At 66.9% G+C, this 23997-nt stretch carries 25 protein-coding genes, 1 tRNA gene and 1 other RNA gene; 17 read left to right on the plus strand and 10 right to left on the minus strand.

What is annotated here, in order from left to right:
* Window positions 1–208: hypothetical protein (locus AC1D1W_RS14415; RefSeq protein WP_476944039.1), on the minus strand; the 208-nt coding region annotated here is incomplete at its 3' end.
* A 438-nt stretch (window positions 209–646) separates the two neighbouring features.
* Between AC1D1W_RS14415 and AC1D1W_RS14420 the strand changes: the two genes are divergently transcribed.
* From AC1D1W_RS14420 to AC1D1W_RS14455, 8 genes are all read left to right on the plus strand, one after another.
* Window positions 647–1066: a DUF3052 domain-containing protein gene (locus AC1D1W_RS14420; RefSeq protein ID WP_018773429.1), complete on the plus strand. Its 420-nt coding sequence runs from the start codon at window positions 647–649 to the stop codon at window positions 1064–1066.
* Window positions 1063–1578 carry a peroxiredoxin gene (locus AC1D1W_RS14425; protein WP_476944040.1) on the plus strand — a complete coding sequence of 172 codons (516 nt, stop codon included), beginning with the start codon at window positions 1063–1065 and terminating at the stop codon, window positions 1576–1578. The genes AC1D1W_RS14420 and AC1D1W_RS14425 overlap by 4 nt, the downstream gene beginning before the upstream one ends.
* 4 nt (window positions 1579–1582) lie before the next feature.
* A complete protein-coding gene (locus AC1D1W_RS14430; protein WP_476944041.1) occupies window positions 1583–2515 on the plus strand; it encodes an NAD-dependent protein deacetylase in 933 nt (310 codons plus the stop codon).
* 90 nt (window positions 2516–2605) lie between these two features.
* Window positions 2606–2681, plus strand: a tRNA-Val gene (locus tag AC1D1W_RS14435).
* Window positions 2682–2807: 126 nt separating this feature from the next.
* Entirely contained in the window at window positions 2808–3086 is a 279-nt protein-coding gene (locus tag AC1D1W_RS14440; RefSeq protein ID WP_243177181.1) for a hypothetical protein, read from the plus strand.
* A gap of 247 nt (window positions 3087–3333) precedes the next feature.
* Entirely contained in the window at window positions 3334–4164 is an 831-nt protein-coding gene (locus AC1D1W_RS14445) for a fumarylacetoacetate hydrolase family protein (RefSeq protein ID WP_243177182.1), read from the plus strand.
* A gap of 167 nt (window positions 4165–4331) precedes the next feature.
* Window positions 4332–5129 (plus strand): IclR family transcriptional regulator, encoded by a 798-nt coding sequence (locus AC1D1W_RS14450; RefSeq protein ID WP_028277808.1) that lies wholly within the window; start codon window positions 4332–4334, stop codon window positions 5127–5129.
* A 163-nt stretch (window positions 5130–5292) separates the two neighbouring features.
* A complete protein-coding gene (locus AC1D1W_RS14455; protein ID WP_155855730.1) occupies window positions 5293–6642 on the plus strand; it encodes an MFS transporter in 1350 nt (449 codons plus the stop codon).
* A gap of 204 nt (window positions 6643–6846) precedes the next feature.
* On the opposite strand, the gene AC1D1W_RS14460 is transcribed toward AC1D1W_RS14455, so the two are convergent.
* A complete protein-coding gene (locus AC1D1W_RS14460) occupies window positions 6847–7911 on the minus strand; it encodes a D-2-hydroxyacid dehydrogenase (RefSeq protein ID WP_476944042.1) in 1065 nt (354 codons plus the stop codon).
* A 65-nt stretch (window positions 7912–7976) separates the two neighbouring features.
* On the opposite strand from AC1D1W_RS14460, the gene AC1D1W_RS14465 reads away from it, so the two are divergent.
* The 3 genes from AC1D1W_RS14465 to AC1D1W_RS14475 are packed head-to-tail and all read left to right on the plus strand — an operon-like array spanning window position 7977 to window position 10778.
* Window positions 7977–8930, plus strand: a complete 954-nt coding sequence (locus AC1D1W_RS14465) for an NAD(P)-dependent oxidoreductase (protein WP_476944043.1) — start codon at window positions 7977–7979, stop codon at window positions 8928–8930.
* A gap of 13 nt (window positions 8931–8943) precedes the next feature.
* Window positions 8944–9714, plus strand: a complete 771-nt coding sequence (locus AC1D1W_RS14470) for an SDR family oxidoreductase (RefSeq protein ID WP_476944044.1) — start codon at window positions 8944–8946, stop codon at window positions 9712–9714.
* Window positions 9714–10778: an L-idonate 5-dehydrogenase gene (locus AC1D1W_RS14475; RefSeq protein ID WP_243177185.1), complete on the plus strand. Its 1065-nt coding sequence runs from the start codon at window positions 9714–9716 to the stop codon at window positions 10776–10778. Before AC1D1W_RS14470 ends, AC1D1W_RS14475 begins: the two co-directional genes overlap by 1 nt.
* A gap of 38 nt (window positions 10779–10816) precedes the next feature.
* Here AC1D1W_RS14475 and AC1D1W_RS14480 read toward each other — a convergent pair whose 3' ends face one another.
* Window positions 10817–11545, minus strand: coding sequence for a FadR/GntR family transcriptional regulator (locus AC1D1W_RS14480; RefSeq protein ID WP_028277812.1), 729 nt, complete (start codon window positions 11543–11545; stop codon window positions 10817–10819).
* A 276-nt stretch (window positions 11546–11821) separates the two neighbouring features.
* On the opposite strand from AC1D1W_RS14480, the gene gndA reads away from it, so the two are divergent.
* Complete coding sequence (gene gndA / locus AC1D1W_RS14485; RefSeq protein WP_018773415.1) at window positions 11822–13258, plus strand: NADP-dependent phosphogluconate dehydrogenase; 1437 nt, start codon at window positions 11822–11824, stop codon at window positions 13256–13258.
* A gap of 115 nt (window positions 13259–13373) precedes the next feature.
* Complete coding sequence (locus tag AC1D1W_RS14490) at window positions 13374–14216, plus strand: oxidoreductase (protein ID WP_476944045.1); 843 nt, start codon at window positions 13374–13376, stop codon at window positions 14214–14216.
* Between the two features lie 37 nt (window positions 14217–14253).
* Here AC1D1W_RS14490 and epsC read toward each other — a convergent pair whose 3' ends face one another.
* The 3 genes from epsC to msrA all read right to left on the minus strand — a co-directional run bounded on the left by epsC (window position 14254) and on the right by msrA (window position 16398).
* The gene (gene epsC / locus AC1D1W_RS14495; protein WP_018773413.1) at window positions 14254–14838 is read right to left on the minus strand and encodes a serine O-acetyltransferase EpsC; all 585 of its coding nucleotides are present in this window, start codon (window positions 14836–14838) and stop codon (window positions 14254–14256) included.
* Between the two features lie 34 nt (window positions 14839–14872).
* On the minus strand, window positions 14873–15808 hold the full coding sequence (gene cysK / locus AC1D1W_RS14500; protein ID WP_459385078.1) for a cysteine synthase A: 936 nt from the start codon (window positions 15806–15808) through the stop codon (window positions 14873–14875).
* Window positions 15809–15873: 65 nt separating this feature from the next.
* Complete coding sequence (gene msrA / locus AC1D1W_RS14505) at window positions 15874–16398, minus strand: peptide-methionine (S)-S-oxide reductase MsrA (RefSeq protein ID WP_476944046.1); 525 nt, start codon at window positions 16396–16398, stop codon at window positions 15874–15876.
* A gap of 99 nt (window positions 16399–16497) precedes the next feature.
* Between msrA and AC1D1W_RS14510 the strand changes: the two genes are divergently transcribed.
* Both AC1D1W_RS14510 and AC1D1W_RS14515 read left to right on the plus strand, forming a co-directional pair.
* A complete protein-coding gene (locus AC1D1W_RS14510; protein ID WP_476944047.1) occupies window positions 16498–17421 on the plus strand; it encodes a Nif3-like dinuclear metal center hexameric protein in 924 nt (307 codons plus the stop codon).
* Window positions 17422–17544: 123 nt separating this feature from the next.
* A complete protein-coding gene (locus tag AC1D1W_RS14515; protein ID WP_243177190.1) occupies window positions 17545–18282 on the plus strand; it encodes a zinc ribbon domain-containing protein in 738 nt (245 codons plus the stop codon).
* A 15-nt stretch (window positions 18283–18297) separates the two neighbouring features.
* Here the strand turns inward: AC1D1W_RS14515 and AC1D1W_RS14520 are convergent, their stop codons facing one another.
* The 3 genes from AC1D1W_RS14520 to AC1D1W_RS14530 all read right to left on the minus strand — a co-directional run bounded on the left by AC1D1W_RS14520 (window position 18298) and on the right by AC1D1W_RS14530 (window position 20899).
* Window positions 18298–19062 carry a YaaA family protein gene (locus AC1D1W_RS14520; protein WP_243177191.1) on the minus strand — a complete coding sequence of 255 codons (765 nt, stop codon included), beginning with the start codon at window positions 19060–19062 and terminating at the stop codon, window positions 18298–18300.
* Window positions 19063–19124: 62 nt separating this feature from the next.
* On the minus strand, window positions 19125–20027 hold the full coding sequence (locus AC1D1W_RS14525; protein ID WP_243177192.1) for an alpha/beta hydrolase: 903 nt from the start codon (window positions 20025–20027) through the stop codon (window positions 19125–19127).
* Window positions 20028–20053: 26 nt separating this feature from the next.
* A complete protein-coding gene (locus AC1D1W_RS14530; RefSeq protein WP_476944048.1) occupies window positions 20054–20899 on the minus strand; it encodes a slipin family protein in 846 nt (281 codons plus the stop codon).
* 112 nt (window positions 20900–21011) lie between these two features.
* Here AC1D1W_RS14530 and rnpB point away from each other — a divergent pair.
* Window positions 21012–21405, plus strand: an RNA gene (gene rnpB / locus AC1D1W_RS14535) — RNase P RNA component class A.
* Window positions 21406–21451: 46 nt separating this feature from the next.
* On the opposite strand, the gene AC1D1W_RS14540 is transcribed toward rnpB, so the two are convergent.
* Window positions 21452–22456, minus strand: a complete 1005-nt coding sequence (locus AC1D1W_RS14540; RefSeq protein WP_476944049.1) for a hypothetical protein — start codon at window positions 22454–22456, stop codon at window positions 21452–21454.
* 384 nt (window positions 22457–22840) lie between these two features.
* Between AC1D1W_RS14540 and AC1D1W_RS14545 the strand changes: the two genes are divergently transcribed.
* Window positions 22841–23997, plus strand: a 1157-nt coding sequence (locus tag AC1D1W_RS14545) for a GMC family oxidoreductase (protein ID WP_476944050.1), incomplete at its 3' end; no start/stop codon positions are given.

The raw sequence follows: 23997 nt of genomic DNA on the forward strand, positions 1-23997 counted from the left end.
CCGTGGTGGTGACCATCGGAACACCCACGGACTGCGCGCCGGCCCGCTGGAGCAGGCTTCGCATAATGTACTGGGCACGTTCGGTGCCTTGTTCCTGAATCAGGGTATCCAGGGACTCCAGCCATTCGGCGGTCTCTTCCGGATCACGATCAGGCAGCTGGTTTGTCAACCCGCTGAGGATATGGGAGGTATCTTCTCCTGCAGCCACGTCCAACCTCTCTTTGAGCGCATCTATCGGCACCCTCAGCTCCGGGCAGGGTGACTGCCTGGCGTGAACGCGACGTGTGCGACATATCGGTTACATCAGCCCGGTCGTATGCGCCGGGCAAGGTCCAATCACGGTACGCCTGCCTGTGTATTAGCCGGGCGGTTGCCCGCGCAGGCGTAGTCGTCATCAGCCACTCTAGCCGTGCGGGCTGATGGATGCGTAGCCGCCCTATGGACCCGTCCCCGTATTTCACGGGCATACTGGTTGTGTGACGAAGCGCTGCCCGGCAGCCTCCGGATCGGCCTGTGTGACGCAGAATATGGCGGATCGCGGTGCCAACAGCTTGAAGCGAGAGCTCAAAGGGTGTTGGCTTGGAGTAATGGAAATCACTAGTGCCATTGAAAACATGAAGCAATTCAAAAAGCATAGGAGCAACACGTGAGCGAGGCCGACGCCGCCACTTCGGTAAATGTGGCGGAGAAACTGGGTTTCAAAGACGGGGACCTGATTCAGGAATTCGGTTATGACGACGATGTCGACTTCGACTTGCGGGACGATATCGAAGATCTCACGGGCTCTGAGCTTCTCGATGAGGACGATCACGAGGTKGTCGATGCCGCCATTCTCTGGTGGCGGGCAGGTGACGGAGACCTTGTGGACACGCTGGTCGACTCGCTGACCACTCTCACCGAGGGCGGCGTTGTCTGGGTCCTGACTCCCAAGTCCGGCCGGGACGGCTACGTCTCGCCCGCGGACATCCAGGACGCCGCGCCCACCGCAGGGCTCCACTACACCACCTCCGCCGGCGTCTCGAAGGACTGGAGCGCCACCCGGTTGGTCACGCGGAAGAACAAGTGACCCAAGCGGTCCAGCGCGAGGCCTCCGGGCCGGGCTCCGCCGTGAGTCCCGTTCCCGGCGTCGGCGATCCCGCACCGGATTTCGAGCTCGCCAATCAATTCGGCGAACCGGTGCGCCTCTCGGACTTCCGCGGCCGCAACGTCGCCATAGTCTTCTACCCGTTTGCCTTCTCCGGGATCTGCACCGGGGAACTCTGCGAAATCCGGGACAACCTGGCACTGTTCGAGGATGCCGACGCCGTCGTGCTGGCAGTCTCGGTGGACAGCAAATTCGCCCAGCGTGCCTATGCCGAAAAGGAAGGCTACGGCTTCGATCTGCTGGCCGACTTCTGGCCGCACGGCGCCGTGGCCTCGGCTTACGGTGTGTTCGACCCTGACAGCGGCATGGCGCTGCGCGGCACCTTCATCATCGACGCTGCGGGAATCGTCCGCTACGTCGTGGTGAATCCGCGCGGCCAGGCCCGCGACTTCTCCGAATATCGGGCGGCCCTCACAGGACTCGGCGGGAGCTGATCCGGTGAGGCAGCGGCGGCCAGGAATCGGCATGACCGGGTTTGCCAGCCTCCCGCCGGTTACGGCCGCCGGGAGCGCCGCGGAACTCCAGCGCACCGAATTGGAGGCCCTGCAAGACATCCACGGACTCCTGTCCGGGGAGCAGTTCGCCGTGCTGACAGGCGCCGGCCTGAGTACGGATTCAGGCATCCCCGACTACCGCGGGCCCGGCGCCGCACCGCGGACCCCCATGACCTACCAGGAATTCATCGGCGAGCCGGGAAACCGGCAGCGCTACTGGGCCCGCAACCACATCGGCTGGTCACATCTGCGCAGGGCGGATCCGAACGATGGCCATGCCGCTGTAGCCCGGCTGGAGCAACGGGGGCTTCTCACCGGCCTCATCACACAAAACGTGGACCGGCTCCACGAGGACGCCGGCAGCGTCAACGTCGTGGACCTGCACGGCCGGTTCGACCAGGTGGTGTGCCTGGACTGCCACCGGCGGTTCAGCCGCCGGATGCTGGCCGGAGTCCTGGAAGAACTCAACCCCGGGTTCCTGGAACGGGCACAGGCGRCCGGGGTGGTTGAAATGGCGCCGGACGCCGATGCCGCCGTCGAGGACACCGAACTGATTGGATCGTTCATCGTCGCCCGTTGTCCGGCCTGCGGCGGCACCCTAAAACCGGACTTCGTGTACTTCGGGGAAAACGTGCCCAGGGACCGGGTGGAGCGCTCGTACGCCATGGTCGACGCCGCCCGGGCGCTCCTGGTGGCCGGCTCGTCGCTCACCGTGATGAGCGGCCTGCGTTTTGTCCGCCATGCGGCGAAGCAGGGCAAAGCCGTGGTCATCATCAACAGGGGACCGACCCGCGGGGACGGCCTCGCCACCATCAAGCTGGAGGCAGGCGTCAGCGGGGCCTTGACCTGGCTCGCCGCCGAGCTGCCGCCCCTGTAGAGACGGCCGGGCCGATTGGCGCTTGGCCGGTGACATCCGGTACAGTAGCTGTTCGTTGGTTGAAGCGCTGAGGCGCGGATGCCGCGGTTTGGGTCTTTAGCTCAGCTGGTAGAGCGCCACGTTTACACCGTGGATGTCATCGGTTCGATCCCGGTAGGACCCACCACAGAAAACCCCGCTTTTCCGGACCACGCGGTCCGGAAGGGCGGGGTTTTGTGCGTTCCGGCGGGGGATGCTGTGCGCCCCGAAAATGTCAGGGCTCCGCCCTACTGTGACGGGCATGGAACACGTGATGGTGAAAACAGGCCCGGACGGGCGGCCCCTGGCGGTAGTGCGCGGGGGCAGGGAATGGTTGATCGGGGCCGAGCCCGTGCGTTGGTTCGAGCGGGTCAGCTGGTGGGAGGCCGAGCGCCGGATGCCCAAGGGCCTGAGCCGCGTGGACGTCGAAGTCTGGCAGGTCCAGGCGAAGCTCGGCCGCAACCGCGGATCTGCCCTGACCACCATGGAACTGATCCGGGACGGCCTCGGTGGGGGCTGGCGGCTGCGGGGGGCCGTTGCGGACGCCGCGTAGGCTGCCTGCGCGGGCAACAATCGCCCGGCCCGGCCAGCAAAAAAGGGGACCCCGGACCCTGGTATCACCCGGGCATTGGAAAAGCCTTCCACCGCGACTATTGGGGGATGCCGCGGTGGAAGGCTTGTAATGAATATACCGTGAACGCTTGGAAATGTGAAACACCGGCGGGGTTTCTGCGCGCCGGAATTACGCCACTCGATGGCCTAATCGCGGGCCCCGGGAGTCCGCCGCCTAGGATGTTTTCATGACCGCTACGAGTGCCCGCCGAATCGCCAGAGTCCGCCCGCTTTCCCCGGCTGCCGCGGACGAATACTTCTTCGTCGCCAACGACGCAGCGGACTTTGGCAGTGCGGCGGGCAGGGCGTGGACGGTGACACCCTCTCCGTTCCCGGGTTCTGCCGCCAATGCCGGCAGCCTGCCCCGCAGCGGTTGGGGGGCCGGCGCGACGGTGGAGGAAGCGTCGTTCACGTTCCTCGCGCCCTGTGTCCCGGCCAACGTCCTGGGCATGGCGCACAATACCGGTGCCGCCGGTCGCGGGCTTCCGCCGCAGGCCTTCCACAAGGCGTCCACCAGCGTGGTCGGCCCGGGGGACGCGGTTGAACTCCGGCCGGGCGTGGGGCGCGTCGAGCCGGAGGCCGAACTGACCCTCGTCATCGGGAGCAGGGCCCGCGGACTGACGCCCGGCAACGCCATGGGCGCGGTCCTGGGCTACACCATAGGAAATGACGTCTCCGCCAGGAATCTGCAGGAATCCGATGAGCTGTGGATCAGCGCCAAGAGCCAGGACACGTTCACGCCCGTGGGGCCCTGGATCGTCACGGACCTGAACGGTGACGACCTGGCGATCGGCATCAAACACAACGGTCGGGAACTCCAGGCAGCCAGCTCCGCCGACCTTGGCTGGAAGGTGGAGGAAATCCTCACCTATCTCACTTCCTTCATGACTCTTCACCCGGGTGACCTGGTGCTGACGGGATTCCCCGCCGAGTGTGCGCCGATCGTCCCCGGCGACACCGTCACGTGCCACATTGCCGGCATCGGCGAGCTGACGAACCCCGTGGTGTCTGCCGCCTAAGGGGCCGGCGGTCCCCGACGAGGCCCGCCGACAGGGGAGCAATGGATGCACGGGCTTTGCCGGTCCCGGTTCGAGGCGCCAGACATTATGATGGTTAGTGTTCAGCTGACTGGACGGCATTCGAACGAGTGGCGCGGCGACTTGCGCGCGATACCTGAAGGAGAATCATGGCCGATTCCCGAGTTTCCCGACCCTCCGACGGATTGGGGAGCGCGTCACCCGCACCGGCTGTCACCCGTGCCGCCGCCGTGCTGGAAGCCCTGGCGGCATCCGCGACCGGACGCCTCACGCTCAGTGACCTGTCCCGGGAGCTGGGAATCCCTAAGTCCTCCACCTCCAACCTCCTGCTCGCGCTCGAGGAGGCGAGGCTTATCAGCCGCCAGGGCGCGGAGTTCACCCTCGGCCGGAAGCTGGTTGAGCTGGGTGCTGCCTACCTCAGCCGCCTCGACGAGGTCCAGGAGTTCTACCGCTTCTGTGAACAGGCCCCGACACTCTCGGGAGAGACGGTCCGGATCGCCATGCTGGACGGAACAAATGTCATCTACCTCGCCCGCTACGAAGGGCACCCGGCGGTGCGCCTGACGTCCAATATCGGCGACAAGATGCCTGTGTCCCTCTGTGCCGTGGGCAAGGCCCTGATCGCGCGGCTGCATGATCACGACGTCGACGAGATGTTTCCCGACGACGCGACTCTTCCGGTCCTGACGCCGAAGTCGCTGCGCACGGGTGCCGAGCTCAAGGCGCAGCTCACGCTCATCCGGGAGCAGGGGTATGCGTTCGAGGACGAGGAATCCACCACCGGCGTCGTGTGCCTGGCCGTCGCCGTCCCGACCCGGGGCGCACACGGGCCCAGCCTCGGCCTTTCGGTCACCGCGCTGAAGGCGACTTACTCGCAGGAGCAGGGCGCCATGATGGTGAAGGAACTCCAGGACCTCGCCCGGTCCCTCGGTAATCCCATGGGCTAGGGGCCAGCGCTGCTGAGCGTTTCGGGACGTCCGGAATAAATCTGATTATTCATTGGCTAGGCGATCACTATGCTGTACTCTGTTCAGCATAGTGATCGACTCCTTGGGGTTGCTCACACCCACCAGACCAACGGGGGTCTGGAGTGTTCTTGAGGGAGTGCTTGTGACAACTAGTACTAATACACCGCTCGCTGAAGCGGACGGCGCCGTCGTCGATCCGGAACAGCTGCGACGGGCAACGCTTGCCAGCTCTGTGGGCTCCGCGCTGGAGTACTACGACTTCTACATCTACGGGCTGGCCTCCGCCCTGATCTTTGGCCCGCTGTTCTTCAAGCCGCTCGGCGAGGACGGGGCCCTGATTGCATCCTTCGCCACGTACGGTGTGGGCTTCGCGGCCCGGCCCTTCGGCGGGATGGTCTTCGGCTACATCGGCGACCGGTTCGGCCGCAAGATGGTCCTGATCCTCACCATCGGCCTGATGGGGACCGCCAGCTTCGCCATCGGCCTGCTGCCGACGTACGAACAGGCCGGCATGCTCGGCGCCGTTCTTCTGGTGACGCTGCGCATCCTGCAGGGACTGGGTGCCGGCGCTGAACAGGCCGGCGCCACCACGCTGATTTCCGAAGTCGCGCCGCGCCGCCGTCGTGGCTTCTTCGCTTCGCTCCCGTTCGTCGGCATCCAGCTGGGAACCCTGCTCGGCGCCGGAACGTTCGCGCTCATTGCCATGGCAGACAAGGCCGTCCTGGAGGGCTGGCTGTGGCGGGTGCCCTTCCTGGCCAGCGTGCTCCTGGTTGTGGTGGCCATCTTCATCCGGCTCCGGCTGAAGGAAACGCCCGTCTTCCAGGAACTGGAAAAGCACAAGAATGTAGTCAAGAACCCCATCGGCCAGCTGTGGAAGCACTCGAAGAAGAACGTGCTGATCGGCATCGGCCTGCGGATGGGCGAAAACGGCAATTCCTCGATCTACTCCGCCCTGCTCATCGCGTTCCTGGCGGCCAAGGACGGCGTTTTTCCCGGCGACAAGTTCATCGGTCCGGTCGGCCTGCTCATCGCCGCGGGCTTCGCGGCCGTCATGGTGATCACTTTCGGTGCGCTGTCCGACAGGTTCGGCCGGGTGCCGGTCTACCGCTACGGTGCACTGTTCCAGGCGCTCATCGCGCTTCCGGCGTTCTACCTGGTGACGCTGGGCAATGTCACGCTGGTCTGGATTGTCATGGTGGTGGGCATCGCCCTCGGCGTTCAGTCCATGCTCGGCCCGCAGTGCCCGCTGCTGCCTGAACTCTTCGGCTCGCAGTACCGCTTCACCGGCGTGGCCATGAGCCGGGAGCTCTCCGCCGTCCTGGCCGGCGGCCTGGTCCCGCTGGTCGGCGCCGCGCTGCTGGCCGCCACGGACCATTCCTGGCTGGTGCTCGCCATCTACTCGCTGGTCCTGGCGCTGATCTCTTTCGTCACCACCTTCTTCACACCCGAGACGGTGGGACGCGACCTTCTCCTGACGGAGGATGCGCACTAGGCGAATCCGGGCAGCAGACGCTCCTTCCGCGCAGCACAGGCCGTGGCCCCTTCCACCCAGGAGGGGGCCACGGCCGTTTCTGCGCGACCCGAATACCCGCGTCGCCGGGTGGAACCGGCCTCGCCCAACGCAAAGGGCGGCCCAACCGTTTCCGGTGGGCCGCCCTGTGTGCGCTGCGGCGCTGTGCAGTGCGGAAGAGTGGACTCAGTAGAAGTGCACCGTGTCCACAAGGTGTGGGAGTTCGCCGCCGTCGAGGTAGGTCCGCAGGTTGCTGCAGAAGCGTTCGGTGATCAGCCGGTTTTCGGCGGCACTGAGCGCCGAGGTGTGCGGGGACACCATCACCCTGGGGTGGTTCCACAGCGGGCTGTCCTGCGGCAGCGGCTCCACGGCGAAGACATCGAGGCAGGCATAGGAGACCTGGCCGTTGCCCAGGGCCTCCAGAAGCGCCTCTTCATCCACCACGGTGCCGCGGCCCACGTTGACGAAGACCGTTCCGGGCTTCATGGCGGCGAAGACGTCGCGGCTGAAGAGCTTCTCGGTGTACGGCGTGCCGGGCAGGGTATTGACGACGGCGTCTGCGGTGCCCAGCAGGCCGGCGAGGCGGTCGTTGTCCGTGACCGTCTCGATCCCGTCGATGGCCTCCACGGTCCGCTTGGTCCCGCTGACGCTCATGCCCAGGGCGCGGGCGATCCGGGCGGTCTCGAGCCCGATCTCGCCGAGTCCGGTGACCACCAGGCGGGAGCCGTTGACCAGGCGGGTGGGGGTGCGGAGCTCGGGCCAGAGCTTGGCCGCCTGGTCCTGGGCCAGCTCGGCGCTGCGCTTGAAGCCGTTGAGGATGCCCAGGGCGGCGAACTCGGCGAGCGGCAGGGCGTGCACCCCGGCCGAGGTGGTGACCCTGAACTTCTGCAGCGTCGCGGCGTCCAGCCCCGATGCCTTCACGGCACCGCCGGCGCCGGCCGCCATGGCATGGATCCACTCTAGCCGGGGATTGCTGCCGGCGATCCGGGCGAGGCCTGCCGGGCTTTCGTTGGGGAGCCCGTACAGGACCTGGGCCTTGTTGAGCATGTCCCAGTAGCGCTCTTCCTGCTCCGGCGTCCGGCGGAAATCCGGGTCACCAGCATGGTCGGCGGGAAAACGTTCCGGCGGCAAGAGCTCGGGGTCGTAGAGGACGGTCACGGACGGATCTACGGCGCGGATGCGGTCCACCAGCTCTGCTTCGAGCGGGACGGCGATCGCGACGGTGGTTTTGGGCGTCATAGTGTTCATCATACTGAATGGAGGCTAGGATGCTGAACAGAATCTCAAGATTAACCACGACGAAGTGAGGGCAACGCATGGAGATGGACCGCAGGGAGGCCGGGTTTGTCGGCCTCGGCCTGATGGGCGCGCCGATGGCCGCCAACCTCCTCGCGGCAGGATGGACCGTCACCGCCTGGAACCGTTCGCCGGCGGCGCTGGACGCCTTCGAGGCCCTGGGCGGCTCGCGCGTGGCCAGGGTCGAGACGCTTCGCGACCAGCCCGTCATTGTCTTCATGCTGCCGGATCTGTCCGACATTGAGGATGCGAGTGCCGCGCTCCTGGCCGGCTGGGCCGCCAGCCCGCCCGCGCCCGGAACCGCCGTCGTGGTGATGAGCAGCGTGTCGCCGTCCGGAGTGCGGGACTTCGGGGCACGGGTCGCCGAGGCGAGCGGGGGCAACGCCGTCGTCGTCGATGCGCCCGTCAGCGGCGGCACCAAAGGCGCGGCGGACGGCACCCTCGCCATCATGGCGGGCGCCAGCGACGGCGACTTCCGCCGGCTCCTGCCGCTCTTCGGCGCGATGGGCAGCACCGTGCGGCGGCTGGGACCGCTGGGATCGGGGTCGCTCGCCAAGGCGTGCAACCAGCTGATCGTGGGAACCACGACGGCGGCGCTCGCCGAGGCCGCGGAGCTCGCCGAACGCTCCGGCATGGAGGTGCCCGCCCTTTACGAGGTGCTCGCCGGCGGACTCGCGGGCAGCCGGGTCCTGGACATCGTGGGCCCACGACTCGCCGCCAGGGACTACGAGCCCACCGGGCCTGCCAAGTTCATGCACAAGGACCTCTCCTTCGTGCTCGAGAGCGCCGCAGCCGCGGGTGCCGCAGTACCGATGGCGGCCGCCGGCGCCGAGCTCTACGCGGAACTCAAGCGCCAGGGGCTGGGGGACCGGGACCTCGCCGTCGTGCGGCAGGCCATTTCCAACCTCAGCGACAACGCGCGTGACAACCCCAGCGACAAGCCAACAGCCAACACAGCAGCAAAGACCAAATGAGGATCAGTGAACCATGAGCGGACTTTTTGACCTGACCGGGCGCGTGGCCCTGGTGACCGGTTCGAGCCGGGGAATCGGCAACGCCCTGGCCCGGGCCCTGGCCGACGCCGGCGCCACCGTGGTGCTCAACGGCATCAACCCCGAGCGGCTCAAGGCCGCCGAGGCCGCGATGGCCGCGGACTACGCGCCGGGCCGGGTGCACAGCTGCGCCTTCGACGTCACCAGCGACACCGGGGCCGCCCGGGGCATCGCCTGGGTGGAGGAGAACGTGGGCCCGCTGGACATCCTGGTCAACAACGCCGGCATCCAGCACCGGGTCCCGATGCTTGAGCTCGACGTGGCCGACTGGGAACGGGTCATCTCCACGGACCTGACCAGCGCGTTCCTGGTGGGGCGGGAAGCGGCCCGGCACATGATCCCGCGGGGCCGGGGCAAGATCATCAACATCTGCTCGGTCCAGACCGACCTCGCCCGGCCCACCATCGCGCCCTACATCGCGGCGAAGGGCGGCCTGCGGAACCTGACCCGGGCCATGACCGCGGAATGGGCCGCCTCGGGCCTGCAGATCAACGGGATCGCGCCGGGCTACATCCACACCGAGATGACCCAAAACCTTGTTGACGATGAGCAGTTCAACGCCTGGATCCTGGGCCGGACCCCCGCGCACCGCTGGGGGACCGTGCAGGACCTGGCCGGACCCGCCGTGTGGCTGGCCTCCGACGGATCCGACTTCGTCAATGGCCAGACCATCTTCGTCGACGGCGGAATGACGGTGGTGGTCTGATGGGCGGCGTGGCAGCACTTCCGGCCACGGCCGCGGCGGTGGTGGCCCACGCGGCGGGCGATCTGCGGATCGAGGACATCCCCGTGCCCGCGCCGGCGCCCGATGAAGCCGTCATCGACGTCGCCTTCGGCGGCATCTGCGGCTCCGACCTGCACTACTGGCTGCACGGCGCCGCGGGCGAATCCGTCCTCAAGGCTCCCATGGTCCTGGGCCACGAGATCGTGGGGACCGTGATCCGCGCCGCCGCTGACGGCTCGGGGCCGGGGCCCGGCACGGCCGTCGCGGTGCATCCCGCCACGCCGGGCCCGGGCGGCGCCCTGTACCCGGCGGAGCGTCCGAATCTGTCGCCGGGCTGCACCTACCTGGGCAGCGCCGCGCGGTTTCCGCACACCGACGGCGCGTTCAGCCGGTATGTGAACCTGCCGGCCCGGATGCTCCGGCCGCTGCCGGCGGGGCTGGACCTGCAGACCGCGGCCCTGGCGGAACCGGCCAGCGTCGCCTGGCACGCCGTGGCGCGCGCCGGGGACGTGGCGGGAAAGACGGCGCTGGTGATCGGCAGCGGTCCCATCGGGGCCCTGGCCGTGGCCGTGCTCAAACGCGCCGGCGCCGGCCGGATCGTGGCCGTGGACATGCACGAGCGGCCGCTGGAGATAGCCCGTGCCGTGGGGGCCGACGCGGTCCTCAAGGGGGACGACGCCGGGGCGATCGCCGCGGTTGAGGCGGACGTCGTCATCGAGTCCTCGGGCAGCCACCGGGGCCTGGCCTCGGCGATCACGGGCGCGGTCCGTGGCGGCAGGGTGGTGATGGTGGGGCTGCTGCCTTCCGGCCCGCAGCCGGTCCTGATCTCCCTGGCCATTACCCGCGAGCTGGAGCTGGTGGGCTCCTTCCGCTTCAATGACGAAATCGACGACGTCATAGCGGCGCTCGCCGACGGCTCCCTGCGGGTGGACCCCGTGGTAACCCACACCTTTGGCCTGGACCGCGGACTGGAAGCGTTCGAGGTCGCCAGGAACGCGGCTGTTTCGGGGAAGGTGCTGCTGGACTTCAGGCGGGCGCCGGCGTGAGGAGCGCCGCCGTCGGGGCCGGGAGGGCCAGTGGCGGGTTAGTGGCGCTCGACCGGGACAAACACCCGCGGCTGGTTCTTCCAGCTCGGCTCCATCTCCGAGATGGTCTCGCGCATGATCCGGTTCGAGGCCTCGCGGGCGGCGGCGGCATCCCCGGCGGCGATGGCCTCGGCGACCTCCACGTGCCAGCGCAGCGCCGTCTCGCGCGGGTGGTCCGGCATCAGGCCGTGGATGGTGCGGCCGGTCAGCGTCTCAGTCACCTGGCCCACCATGTTGGCGAACATCTCGTTGCCCGAGCCGGTCAGCAGCAGGGAATGGAACAGGATGTCCAGCTCGAGGAACCGGGGCACGTCCCCGGCCTGCCCGGCGTCGCGCATGGCGTGCGAGATCTCCACGAGTTCCCGGCGGAGTTCCTCGGGGGCGTTGGCCGCGGCCAGCTCGGCGGCCACCGGCTCGACGGCGGTGCGGAGCTCGGCCAGGGAGCGCAGCTGGGCGCCGCGGCCCTCGCCGGCCAGCCGCCAGCGGATCACGAGCGGGTCGAAGGGGTTCCACCGGTTCGAGGGCAGCACCCGGATGCCGACGCGTTTGATGGTCTCCACCAGGCCCAGGGACTGGAGGACCCGGACCGCCTCCCGGACCACCGAGCGGGAGACCTTGAGTTCGTCCTCAAGGTGCTCGGCAAGCATGACGTGCCCGGCCGGAAGCTCGCCGGCCACGATCCGGGTCCCGAGGTGCTCAATGGCGCGGTGGTGGAGGCTGGTTGACATAGTCGTAAGCATAATGCGGTGGGCCTGGTCCGGGCCGACCGGAGTGGCGGGCGCCGGTGATCATAGACTGTTTATGACGCGCAGCATTCCGCTCCGTGGGCGCGGCTTTCCCGCGGCCCGCGGAAATACATATGGTTTAAGGACAGCCACAATCCTCAAGAGTGGGTTCCGCCCTCCGCGGCGCGACCTGCCGAGTCCTAGATGAACGTCTGAGACGAATCGCCGTACACGTGGTCTACAGAAATCACCGTGTACAAAAATGAATTGGAGTTTTTGATGTCAGCACACATCGGTGTTACCGGCCTCGCGGTGATGGGGGCCAACCTCGCACGCAACCTGGCCCGGAACGGCTTCACCGTTGCCCTGCACAACCGGTCCGTGGAAAAGACAGACACCCTTCTCGCCAAATACGGCGATGAGGGCGACTTCGTCCGCACCGAGACCCTCCAGGAACTCGTTGATTCGCTGGAGAAGCCGCGCCGCGTCCTGATCATGGTCAAGGCCGGCAAGCCGGTGGACTCCGTGATCGAACAGCTCGAGCCGCTGCTGGAAGCGGGCGACATCATCATCGACGCCGGCAACTCGCACTACGAGGACACCCGCCGCCGCGAGGCTGCGCTCGCCAAGAAGGACCTGCACTTCGTCGGCATCGGTGTCTCCGGTGGCGAGGAGGGTGCCCTCAACGGCCCCTCAATCATGCCGGGCGGTTCCAAGGAGTCCTACGACGCCCTCGGCCCGCTGCTGGAAAAGATCGCCGCGCACGTCGACGGTCAGCCCTGCTGCGCCTGGATCGGCACCGACGGCGCCGGCCACTTCGTCAAGATGGTCCACAACGGCATCGAATACGCCGACATGCAGGTCATTGGAGAGGCCTTCGACCTCCTGCGCTCCGGCGCCGGGATCGAACCGGCCGAGCAGGCCAAGATCTTCGAAGAGTGGAACAAGGGTGACCTCGCCTCCTTCCTGATTGAAATCTCCGCCGAGGTCCTCGGCCACGTCGATGCGAAGACCGGTAAGCCGTTCGTCGACGTCGTGGTGGATGCCGCCGGCCAGAAGGGCACGGGCCGCTGGACGGTCATCTCCGCCCTTGAGCTCGGCTCCCCGACGTCGGGCATCGCCGAGTCCGTCTTCGCCCGGGCACTGTCCTCCCAGGCCGAGCAGCGCGTGCTGGCACAGGAGCTGCTGGCTGGCGGCGAGGCCGCCGTCGAGGTCCCCGAGAGCTTCGTCGAGGACGTCCGCCAGGCGCTCTACGCCTCCAAGCTGGTCTCCTACGCCCAGGGACTGGACATGCTCACCTCCGCGGCCAAGGAATACGGCTGGGACCTGAAGCTGGATGAAATCGCCTCGCTGTGGCGCGGCGGCTGCATCATCCGCGCGGAACTGCTCAAGGAGATCACCAAGGCCTACGCCGCTGCGGAGAAGCCGGCCAACCTGCTCTTCGCCCCGGCGTTCACCAAGGCGATCGCCGAAGTCCTTCCGGCCTGGCGCCGGGTGGTGTCCACCGCGGTGCAGCTCGGCATCCCGGTGCCGGTGTTCTCTTCCTCGCTGGCCTACTACGACGGCCTGCGCCGCAAGCGCCTGCCGGCCGCCGTCATCCAGGGCCAGCGTGACCTCTTCGGGGCGCACACCTACGGCCGCGTTGACGCCGAGGGCACTTTCCACACCCTCTGGGGCGAGGACAAGTCCGAGATCGAGGCAGTCGACACCCACTGACCCACCCCGTTCCAACGCGACGGCCGGTACTTTCCAGATACGCTGGGAGGCGCCGGCCGTCCGTGTTTCCGCACCGCTCCTGCCCCAGGAGTACAGCGCCCAAGGAGTTCAACTCATGCCCCAGCCCGTAGCGTTTGTCACCGGTGCCTCCACCGGCATCGGCTTCGAAACCGCGAAAAAGCTTGCCTCGGCCGGCTTCACCGTTTATGCCGGGGCCCGCCGTGTGGAGCTGATGGAGCCGCTGAAGGCATCCGGGGTCAAGGTGGTGGCGCTGGACGTGACCGATGAGGCCTCGATGAGCGCCGTCGTCGGGGACGTGCTGGCCGCGCACGGCCGGATCGACGTCCTGGTCAACAACGCCGGCTACGGGACGTACGGGTCGCTCGAGGAGGTCGAACTGGCTGAGGGCCGGCGGCAGTTCGACGTGAACGTCTTCGGCCTGGCGCGCATGACGCAGCTCGTGATCCCCGCCATGCGGGCCGCCCGTGCGGGCAGGATCATCAACATCTCATCGATCGGCGGCAAAATGTACGAGCCGCTGGGTGCCTGGTACCATGCGACCAAGTTCGCCGTGGAGGGCCTGAGCGATTCGCTGCGGCTCGAGCTCAAGCCGCACGGTATTGATGTGGCCGTCATCGAGCCGGCCGGGACGCAGTCCGAGTGGGGCGCCATTGCGGCGCAGGGGCTGTTGGCCAGCTCCGGAAACGGCCCTTATGCGGCCCAGGCCAAGGTGGTGGCGGCGGCGCTGGGCACCACGGACAACCCCGCAACGTCGTCGCGGCCCGAGCTCGCTGCCGAGGCGATCCTGCACGCCGCGACCGCCCGGCGGCCCAGGACCCGCTACCCGGTGGGTGCCAGCGCCCGCGGGATCCTGCTGCTGCGCCACCTGCTGCCGGACCGGGCGTTCGACGCCGTCCTGTGGAATATCTACAAGAGGTTCCCGGGTAAGGCTGCCTAGGTACCCGGTTCAGTCGGGAGCCGGTCCAGAGCCCGGTCTAGATCCGGTATTCGATCAGGTATTCGGCAGGGTCGACGGCGGGCTTGGTCTCGCGCTGCGCGTCGCGGTGGCGCCAGGTGGCCGGCACGCCGGTGACGATTGATTCGGCCGGGGCGTCCTTGACCACCACGGCGTTGGCGCCGACGGCGCTGTCCCGGCCGATCGTGATGGGGCCCAGGATCTTGGCGCCCGCGCCGATCACCACACGGTCCTCGATGGTGGGGTGGCGTTTGATCTTGGCGAGCGAACGGCCGCCGAGGGTCACGCCGTGGTAGATCATGACGTCCTCGCCGATCTCGGCCGTCTCGCCGATGACGACACCCATGCCGTGGTCGATGAAGAAGCGCCGGCCGATGGTCGCGCCGGGATGGATCTCGATGCCGGTCAGGAACCGGGCGAGCTGGGAGATCAGCCGCGCCGGGAACCGCAGTGCCGGGTTTTGCCACAGCCGGTGCGTCAGGCGGTGGAACCAGATCGCGTGCAGGCCGGAATAGGCGAAGAAGTTCTCAAAAGAACCTCGAGCCGCCGGGTCGTGGGACCGGGCGGCGTCGAGGTCTTCCTTCAGTCTTGCGAAGAAGCTCACAAAGACCTTTCTGGGCAATCGTGGGTCAGCGGACTTAGCCGCGGATGTCGTCGTACAGCACGGTGGAGATGTAGCGCTCACCAAAGTCGCAAACCACAGCAACAATGAGTTTACCGGCGTTCTCCGGGCGCTTGGCGAGCTCCAGGGCCGCCCAGACGATGGCGCCGGAGGAGATGCCGCCCAGGATGCCTTCCTTGATGCCGAGTTCGCGCGCCACCCGGACGGAATCTTCCAGCGTGGCGTCGATGACCTCGTCATAGACGTTGGTGTCCAGGATGTCGGGGACGAAGTTCGCGCCGAGGCCCTGGATTTTGTGCGGGCCGGGGGCGCCGCCGTTGAGGATGGCGGAGTCCTTCGGCTCGACGGCCACGATCTGGACCTCCGGCTTGCGTTCCTTCAGGACCTGTCCGACGCCGGTGACGGTGCCGCCGGTGCCGACGCCGGCGACGAAGATGTCCACCTTGCCGTTGGTGTCGGCCCAGACTTCCTCGGCCGTCGTGCGGCGGTGGATCTCCGGGTTGGCCTCGTTGGCGAACTGCTGGGCCCAGATGGAGTTCTCCGTGTTGGCCACGATCTCCTGGGCTTTCTCCACGGCGCCGCGCATGCCCTCGGAACCGGGGGTCAGGACAATCTCGGCGCCGTACGCGCGCAGCATGACCCGGCGCTCGGTGGACATGGTCTCGGGCATGGTCAGGATGACCTTGTAGCCGCGGGCCGCGCCCACCATGGCCAGGGCGATTCCGGTGTTGCCGGACGTGCCTTCGACAATGGTGCCGCCGGGCTTGAGGGCACCGGACTTCTCGGCAGCGTCAACGATCGCGACGCCGATCCGGTCCTTGACGCTGTTGGCCGGGTTGTAGAACTCCAGCTTGACGGCCACGGTGGCGTCAAGGCCTTCGGTCAGCCGGTTCAGCCGGACCAGCGGAGTTCCGCCTACCAGCTGGGTTACATCGTCATAGATCGGTGCCATGTATGTATGCCTGTCTTTGAAGAGGGTTGACTGAGGTCAGCCTAACGAGCGCCTACAGGCCCTAGCTAAGCATTAAGCCATGCAGAGTAATATTTCCTCGCCTTGGCCAGCTTGGGGTTAATGATGACCTGGCAGTAGCCCTGCTCCGGGTATTTGGCGAAGTAGTCCTGGTGGATTTCCTCGGCCACATGGAACTGGGGCAGCCGGCTGACCTCGGTGACGATCGGGTGCCGCCACAGGGACTGGTTCCGCTCGATCGCCTCCTCGAACACGATCTTTTCCTCGGTGGTCTCGTAGAACATTGAGGAACGGTACTGTGTCCCGACGTCGTAGCCCTGCCGGTTCAGCGTGGTGGGGTCGTGGAGGGCGAAGAACATGTCCAGGATGACCTCGGCGGGAATGACGTCCTCGTCGAATGTCACTGCCACCACCTCGGCGTGGCCTGTGGTCCCGGAACACACAGAGTAGTAGTCGGGGCTGCGGTCATGGCCTCCGGTGTAGCCCGACACGACTGAGCTGACGCCCTTGGTTTTCTGGTAGACGGCGTCGAGGCACCAGAAGCAGCCTCCGCCGAGGACAAAAGTTCTCATGATCTCTTCAATGGTTCGAGGGCCCCGATGATTCCCCACCCACCTTACGAGAGTGTTACGAGTGACCGGGCCGCCCGCGGATAGGGTAAAAATGGGGGTATGGAACCTGTGAACACCGATGTTTCAGCGGAATCCGACCGCCCTGCTGCCGCCGTCGACGCCGGTACCGGCACCGGGGAGGACACCGGCGCCGCGACGCTGGGCCTGATCCAGCTGGCGGTGGAGGAGCTCTGGCCCGAATCCCTGGCGGAGGACTGGGACGAGGTGGGTCTGGTGGCCGGCCACCCGAACGCCGAGGTGCACCGGGTCATGTTCGCGGTCGATCCGACAATTGACGTGATCGAGGAAGCGATCGACTTCGGTGCCGAGCTGCTCATCACGCACCATCCGCTGCTGCTCAAGGGCGTGACGTCCGTGGCCGCGAATACGGCCAAGGGCAAGGCAGTGCACCGCCTCATCGAGTCCGGGACCGCGCTGCTGACCGTGCACACCAACGGTGACTCCGCCGTCGGGGGCGTTTCCGACGTCCTGGCGGACGCGCTGGGCCTGCAGAACGTGGCCCCGCTGATGCCGGCCGCGAACGGGCTCCCCGAGGAAGGCATTGGCCGCGTCGGCGACCTCGACGAGGTCCTGACGCTGGGTGATTTCGCGGCCCGCGTGTACGGCATCCTGCCCTCGGTGGCCGGCGGTGTGCGTGTCTCGGGGGACCGGGACGGGCTGATCCGGCGGGTGGCTGTCTGCGGCGGCGCCGGCGATTCGCTCTTCGGCGAGGTGCGGGCGAGCAACGCGGACGTCTACGTCACGGCGGACCTGCGGCACCACCCGGCATCGGAAGCCCGGGAGGCGGCGGTCAACGACCGGCCGTACCTGATCGACGTTTCCCACTTCGCCAGTGAATGGCTGTGGCTGCCTGCGGCCGCCGAAGCGCTGGGCAATGTGCTCACCGACCAGGGCCACGACGTCGAGATCCGGGTCAGCAGCACCAACAGCGACCCGTGGGACTTCATTCTGACTCCGGGCTAAGCCTGGCGTGCGAGGGGCCCCGGGTGAGCGTAGCAAGGCCGGGGAGTACGCTAGGCGCTAGAGTCTAAGGAGCGCCGGGACGGTGCCCGGCTTCGGCCGGATTGGATTTAGCGGAGGTAAATAGTGGCCAAGGCAGCACCGGCGGAACAGTTGAAGTTGCTCGAATTGCAGGGGCTCGATGCCAAGCTCAAGTCCTTGTCCAACCGCCGGCGAAGCCTTGAAAGCGATTCCCGCATCACGGACCTGGAAGCCGCCCTCAGCGTGGCCAACGGTGAGCTCGGTGCCGCTAAGGTGGCCGTCCACGATGCTGAACTGGAGCTCAAGCGCTCAGAGGCCGACGTCGAGCAAGTCGCCTCCCGGATCGAACGCGACGAGGCCAGGCTCAACAGCGGCACGGGGCTGTCCAAGGACCTCGTCGCCCTGCAGCGGGAYCTCGTATCGCTGAACAAGCGCCGCTCGGACCTCGAGGACGTGGAGCTCGAAGTCCTTGAACGGCTCGACTCGCTCCGCGCCCGCCAGGCGGCCCAGCAGCAGATTGTGGACGACATCCAGGGCTCCTTCGGCTCCATCCGTGCGGAGCTGGACGAGCAGCTGGCCGAGATCGCCGCCGAAGCCACGGTGGTGCGCGGGCAGCGTGCCGAGTTCGCCGCCGGACTCGACGCCGGAATGCTCGCCGTCTACGAGAAGACCCTGGCCAAGCGCGGCGTCGGCGCTGCCCGGCTCTTCCACGGCACCTCGGAAGGCTCCGGCATGCACCTGAGCCCGGGCGACCTGGCCGAGATCAAGGCCGCGGCCGAGGACGACATCGTGTTCTGCCCGGACTCCGGCTGCATCCTGGTGCGCTCGTCCGAGTGGGCCTAAGCACCCGCCTGCGCCTCAGCTCGGCAGGATAATGTTCAGGGTGTGCGGCTTCCGGTCCGTGCCCTCAACGAGTTCGGCAACCCACTTCTCCGCCGCCGCCTTCTGCAGCTGTGCGGGGGTTTGGGGCGCCTTGCCCCGGCGGCTGAGCAAATGCCGTGCCAGTTCGCCCCGGGTGTGCTTGGCAAAGTGGCTGACCACCTTGCGCACGCCCGCGGTCTCGGTGAAGACGTTCACGGCCACCGTCTGTACCGGCGGGGGAGTCCACGCCGCGGCGTAGGTGCTCGACCGGCAATCCACTAACAGCTCACCCGTAGTGGCCGCCGCCAGGGCGTCGTTCAGTTGCGGCTTCCAGAATGAGGCGAGCCGTCCGACGTCGGGCAGCGAAGTCCCCATCGACAGCCGGTAGGCGGGCACGCGGTCGGCGAAGCGGATGGCTCCCCACAGGGCGGAGACCACCAGCACCGATTCGTCGGCCTTCCTCCGCTGCGCCGGGGTCAGCGTGTTGTAGCCGAGGGCGTCAAAGAGCACCCCGGAATACACCTGGTGGGCCGGGGCGGCAGGTTCCGCGTGCAGCCGCGTATTGCGTTCGACGTCGGCGCTCAGGGAGGCGCCGACGCCCAGCAGCGCCAGCGCGTCCTCGTGGGCGCTGACGGTGCCGAGCGCCTCCAGGACCTTGGCGCGGGAGCTGTTGAGGGCGGGAAAGCTCAAGGCGCCCCAGTCGGCGGCGTCCCCGCGCACAGCGGGAGTCTTGCCCTCGGAGGGCGGCAACAGAATTAGCACCGTACGATCCTACCGGCGGCGCGTTCCGCGGGCGCCGCAGTACGCGGCCGGCGGTGGCGGGTTCAGGCGAGGTTGTGGCCCAGGAATGAGAACACCTCGGGCAGCACGGTCCGCCAGTAGCTGTAGTCGTGGCCGCCGGGCCGGAAACCACCCTCCACGTCGCCCTTCAGCCCTGCACGGTAGGCACGAACCGTGGCGGCAAGCGCGTCCCCTGTGCCGCAATCGATCCGCTTGGGCACCGCCGCGAGCCGGGACCGGAGCGCGAACACGTCATGGGCCGCGAAGTCAGCCGGGCTGTCGAATGCTGTGTCCATGCGTGCGTCGTAGTTGTCCCAGACCGCCGGACTCATGGCGGCGACGGCGCGAATTCCGGGCAGCCGGCCCTGGGAGGCCAGCAGGAGCGAACCGAAGCCTCCCATGGAGAGACCGAAGAGGCCGATCCTGCCAAGGTCGTAGCCCCGCTTGCCCAGGAACGGGACAAACTCCTTCACCAGCATCGACTGGGTGTCGCTGCCGTCGGCGCGGGGGTGCCACCAGGTGTTTCCGCCGTCCACCGCGGCGATCGCGAAGGGCGCGCCGCCGGCGTCGAGGTGCCGTTGGAGGGCCTTATGCGCCGATAAGCCCTCGAACAGTGCCTTGTGGCTGCCGTGGAGTCCGTGAAGAAAGACAGCCACGGGCAATTCGGGCCGCGCGCCGCCGGGCGGCAATTCGGGTGCGGCCAGCGACCAATGGCTGGCGATGCCGGGGCGGAAAGCCGAGACGAACGAACCCGTGCTGGTCCGGACCGTCAGCGCGCCGGCGCCGGCCCGCGGCCCTGACGCCGTCGGGCTGGCTGGGCTCGCTGGCGCGGGCGGAGACGTCTCGGGATGCGCGATGCCCTCTGTGCAGGCAGAGAGCGCGGACGCGCCAAGGCCGATTCCTGCCAGCTCAAGCAGCCGGCGCCGGGTCAGGGCAGATTTGTCCATCCCTCGATAATAGGCCCGGGGGGACGCTACGCCGCTTTGATTGGTGGCGTCGTTGTCGGTGCCTCTGGCGTCGCCGTCGCCGAGATCGCCGTCTTGGCCACATGGTCCTCGCGTGCCAGGAAAGCGGCCAGTTCGGCGATGGTGCTCATCAGAGGCGCCGGGAAGACGACGGTTGAGTTCTTGTCCACCCCGATCTCCACAAGGGACYGAAGATTCCGCAACTGCAGGGCGACCGGGTGGGCCATCATCGTGTCAGATGCCGCGCCGAGGGCCACGGCGGCGATCGCCTCTCCTTCGGCCGAAATGATCTTGGCCCGCTTCTCCCGCTCGGCCTCCGCCTGCCGGGCCATCGCCCGCTTCATGCTCTCCGGGAGCTGGATGTCCTTGAGTTCGACGAGCGTCACTTCGACACCCCATTCCAGGGTCATCGCGTCCAGGATTATCCGAATGTCGCTGTTGATGCGCTCAGTCTCCGACAGCGTCTGGTCCAGGCTGTGGCGGCCGACCACTTTCCGCAGGGTGGTCTGGGCGATCTGGTTGATGGCCGCGGCCACGTCTTCGATCGCCACGACGGACTTCACGGAGTCGATCACCCGGTAGTACGCCACTGCCGAGATATCGACGCTGACGTTGTCCTGGGTGATGATGCCCTGTGACTGGATCGGCATTGTCACGATCCGCAGGCTCACCAGCTGAAGCCGGTCCACCACCGGGATGATGAACCGCAGGCCGGGCATCCGTACCGCGACCACCCGGCCCAGACGGAACAGGACGCCCTGTTCGTACTGGCGCACAATCTTGATCGACATCTTGGCGAGAATAGCCACCAGGACGATGGCCAACAGCCAGATGATGATGGCGGTCCAGTTCATCGGGATCACTCTTTCTTGACTAGCAGGAACCCTGCTTAAATTCTCCCACCGGCAGCCCCGAAAGTCCGTGGTGCGGCTGCGCCGGCCGGGAGAACGTAGAATGAACAGCGGATGGGTTGACCAGGCGGCCGCGCGTCACGCAAGTGGCTCGAGGAACGTCCGGGCTCCGCAGAGCAGGGTGGTGGGTAACGCCCACTCGGGGTAACCCGCAGGCCAGTGCCACAGAGAACAGACCGCCTGCGTGCGGCGTGTGCTTGCACAGACCGCAGGGCAGGTAAGGGTGAAACGGTGGTGTAAGAGACCACCAGCTTCCCGGGTGACCGGGAAGGCTAGGTAAACCCCACCCGGAGCAAGGCCAGACAGGACACGTTTGAGGGCTGCTCGCCCGAGTGTTCGGGTAGGCCGCTGGAGGGCGTCGGCAACGGCGTCCGTAGATGGATGGCCGCTACTCCCGCGCCGGTAACAGCGCGGGAACACAGAACCCGGCGTATCGGTCAACCCATCCACCCAACGCCGACAATCTTCGATGAGGTTTGCCGGATCCGGCCGACGTCATTGACCTGCCACATCCGCCGGCTGCATTTTGCCCCRCACACCGTCGGTGCGGTTGTGCTGGAGTACTAGGACCCGCCCGTCTGTGGCCACTGAAGGGTTGTTGTTCACAATCTGTACCGAGACGAGTTTGCCTTCGTGGTTGAATGCGCCCTCTGCCTCGTAGGTGTAGTTCGCGTTCGTGAGATATCCGGGCTTGAGTTTGTTGACCAAATCCATGAAGTCGGCGCGCGTGTATTTGCTGGAGATCGACAGTTTGCCGTTGGAGTCCCAGGCCTGGAAGGTCGGGCTCTCCGACTGACTGCCCTGGATCAGGTAGAAATAGTTGCCGACCCATGCCAGGCCCTGGTTCTTACCGGCGGTCCGCGCACCGGCCTGGGCGGGGATGGTTGCTATCAGAGCGGGATTGCCGGCTTGAACGCTGGCCCAGTCGTAGACGTAAAAGCTGCTCACCGAAGTGGTGCCGGCGTCAGTTGTTGCCATGTATCTGCCGGACACGTCCGCGCGCCATATACCGTTGATTGGAATGTTGGCACCCTTGGTGCCGGTGGTGTAGTTGTAGACAGCATAGGTGGACGCATTCGTCCGCGCCCCACCGGTTGCCCTGATGATGAAGCAAAGCTGCCCTCTTTCGTTGTAGAACCAGGGCAATGCTTCCGTCCAGCACAGATCTTCGGTTGTGACGATTCTCGACGACTTCCTGATCCCTGCGGGGAGGGTTCGGACGTCAATTCGCAATTCGGTGCCATTCTGGTTTGACACGTAGATTTCCTGTGCGCCCTCGTTGATGGACACGCCTTGCGGCCATGTTGTTTCACCGTTTTCCCGGACGGGGAACTCGCAGAGGAGCGCCACGCTGTCGAGCAGGGCGAGGGGGTCCTGGGTCATCTGGAGCGTGCCACGGTCGGCGGCCCCAGGGACGGTGGGGTCGGCGGCCGCGCCGATTTGTGCCGCCGCTGCGGAGTTGTTCAAGGCTGCGGCCACGGCTGCCAGCGCGGTTGCCAACCAGGCCCGCCGTGTCAAGATCAGCCACTGCGCTGCGCTGAATGGAGTTCCTCGGGGCGATGGCCTCATTTCAGAGCCCGTCATAAGACGTAAGGTACTCTTGAGGTCCCCAGCCGTCTATGGTCTCCGGAAGTCTGACTGGCCCCACGGCTCCATGAGTCGCGCACAAATTTGCTCAGGCCTCCTGTCGGCCTCATTTCTCAAGGCGGCAGACGGCCGCCCCGTCCGTTCCGCCGTGTGCCGCCTACGTGCGGCGGTGCACGCCAGCCCGGATGCTTGACATCATGGCCGCGGAACTCACACACTTCAATCAACGCTTCAAGGAGCGGTAGCTTCGGCGATGGTTGAGGAGTCATAGTGCCGGACGATGCTGAGTAYGACTATGTGATCGCCGGGGGTGGTACCGGCGGCAGCGTTCTGGCTGGCAGATTGAGTGAAGACCCCTCAGTCCGTGTGCTTCTGCTCGAGGCGGGCAGGTCCGACCGCCATCCCTTCATCCACATGCCCGCGGGCTTCCCGAGACTGAAGGGGGGCCCGTATCAGTGGGCGTATAGCAGTGTTCCGCAAAAGCACAGCAACGGCCGCAGCATCCCGCTCCCTCAAGGCCGCGGGCTTGGCGGCGGCGGGTCCATCAACTCCCAGGTCTTCACCCGCGGCGTGGCTGGGGACTACGACGGGTGGGCCGGGGACTACGGATGCGAGGGCTGGTCCGCCGTCGAGGTGTCCAAGTATTTCATTCGCTCGGAGTCAAACACCAGGCTCTCAGGACCCCACCATGGAACCACAGGGCCGCTCGGCGTCTCTGATCTCCGGCGTCCGCACACGCTCTCGGCGGCATTCGTGCAGGCGGGCCAGGAGTTCGGGCTGCCCTACAACAACGATTTTAACGGGGCGAAGCAGCTCGGCGTTGGCTTCTATCAGACCACTACCAGGAATGGGCGCCGGTGCAGCGCAGCCGTCGCCTATCTGAAACCCGCGCGCAGGCGGCCCAATCTCACTGTCCGCGTCAATGTGACCGTCTCCAAGGTGGTCATCAAGAATGGCCGCGCCGTCGGCATCCAGACGATTGAAGGCGGAGTCGCGCGAACCTACGGGGCCCGGCGCGAGGTGCTGATCGCCAGCGGCGCGTTTGGCTCGCCCAAGTTGCTGCAGCTTTCAGGCATCGGCGACCCGGCAGACCTTGCCGCCGCCGGCATCGACGTGCTCCACGCCCTGCCAGGGGTCGGGAAGAACCTGCAGGACCACCTTGACCTGGACATCATCTACGAGCTCACCGATGACCACAGCCTGGACCGGTTCAATCGGGTGCGCCCGGCGACAGTCCTGGCGGGCCTCGAGTATCTGGCCTTCCGCACGGGACCGTTCGCGTCCAACCTCGTCGAGGCCGGTGGCTTCAGCTACGCCAACACAGATGAGAAGACCCCGGACCTGCAGTTCCACTTCCTGCCCGCGGCGAGGTCGGAGCCGGGCATTGCGTCGCTGCGGCCCGGATTCGGGGCGACGCTCAACTCGTACTTCCTGCGCCCCCGCAGCCGGGGGAC

This window comes from Arthrobacter sp. P1_B4 (genome assembly GCF_056406555.1).

Excerpts from the sequence above, each read along its gene's own strand:
- AC1D1W_RS14440 (WP_243177181.1), top strand. The coding sequence starts at position 2,808 with ATGGTGAAAACAGGCCCGGACGGGCGGCCCCTGGCGGTAGTGCGCGGG.
- AC1D1W_RS14445 (WP_243177182.1), top strand. The coding sequence starts at position 3,334 with ATGACCGCTACGAGTGCCCGCCGAATCGCCAGAGTCCGCCCGCTTTCC.
- AC1D1W_RS14450 (WP_028277808.1), top strand. The coding sequence starts at position 4,332 with ATGGCCGATTCCCGAGTTTCCCGACCCTCCGACGGATTGGGGAGCGCG.
- AC1D1W_RS14460 (WP_476944042.1), bottom strand. The coding sequence starts at position 7,911 with ATGATGAACACTATGACGCCCAAAACCACCGTCGCGATCGCCGTCCCG.
- AC1D1W_RS14465 (WP_476944043.1), top strand. The coding sequence starts at position 7,977 with ATGGAGATGGACCGCAGGGAGGCCGGGTTTGTCGGCCTCGGCCTGATG.
- AC1D1W_RS14470 (WP_476944044.1), top strand. The coding sequence starts at position 8,944 with ATGAGCGGACTTTTTGACCTGACCGGGCGCGTGGCCCTGGTGACCGGT.
- AC1D1W_RS14475 (WP_243177185.1), top strand. The coding sequence starts at position 9,714 with ATGGGCGGCGTGGCAGCACTTCCGGCCACGGCCGCGGCGGTGGTGGCC.
- AC1D1W_RS14480 (WP_028277812.1), bottom strand. The coding sequence starts at position 11,545 with ATGTCAACCAGCCTCCACCACCGCGCCATTGAGCACCTCGGGACCCGG.
- gndA (WP_018773415.1), top strand. The coding sequence starts at position 11,822 with ATGTCAGCACACATCGGTGTTACCGGCCTCGCGGTGATGGGGGCCAAC.
- AC1D1W_RS14490 (WP_476944045.1), top strand. The coding sequence starts at position 13,374 with ATGCCCCAGCCCGTAGCGTTTGTCACCGGTGCCTCCACCGGCATCGGC.
- cysK (WP_459385078.1), bottom strand. The coding sequence starts at position 15,808 with ATGGCACCGATCTATGACGATGTAACCCAGCTGGTAGGCGGAACTCCG.
- msrA (WP_476944046.1), bottom strand. The coding sequence starts at position 16,398 with ATGAGAACTTTTGTCCTCGGCGGAGGCTGCTTCTGGTGCCTCGACGCC.
- AC1D1W_RS14510 (WP_476944047.1), top strand. The coding sequence starts at position 16,498 with ATGGAACCTGTGAACACCGATGTTTCAGCGGAATCCGACCGCCCTGCT.
- AC1D1W_RS14525 (WP_243177192.1), bottom strand. The coding sequence starts at position 20,027 with ATGGACAAATCTGCCCTGACCCGGCGCCGGCTGCTTGAGCTGGCAGGA.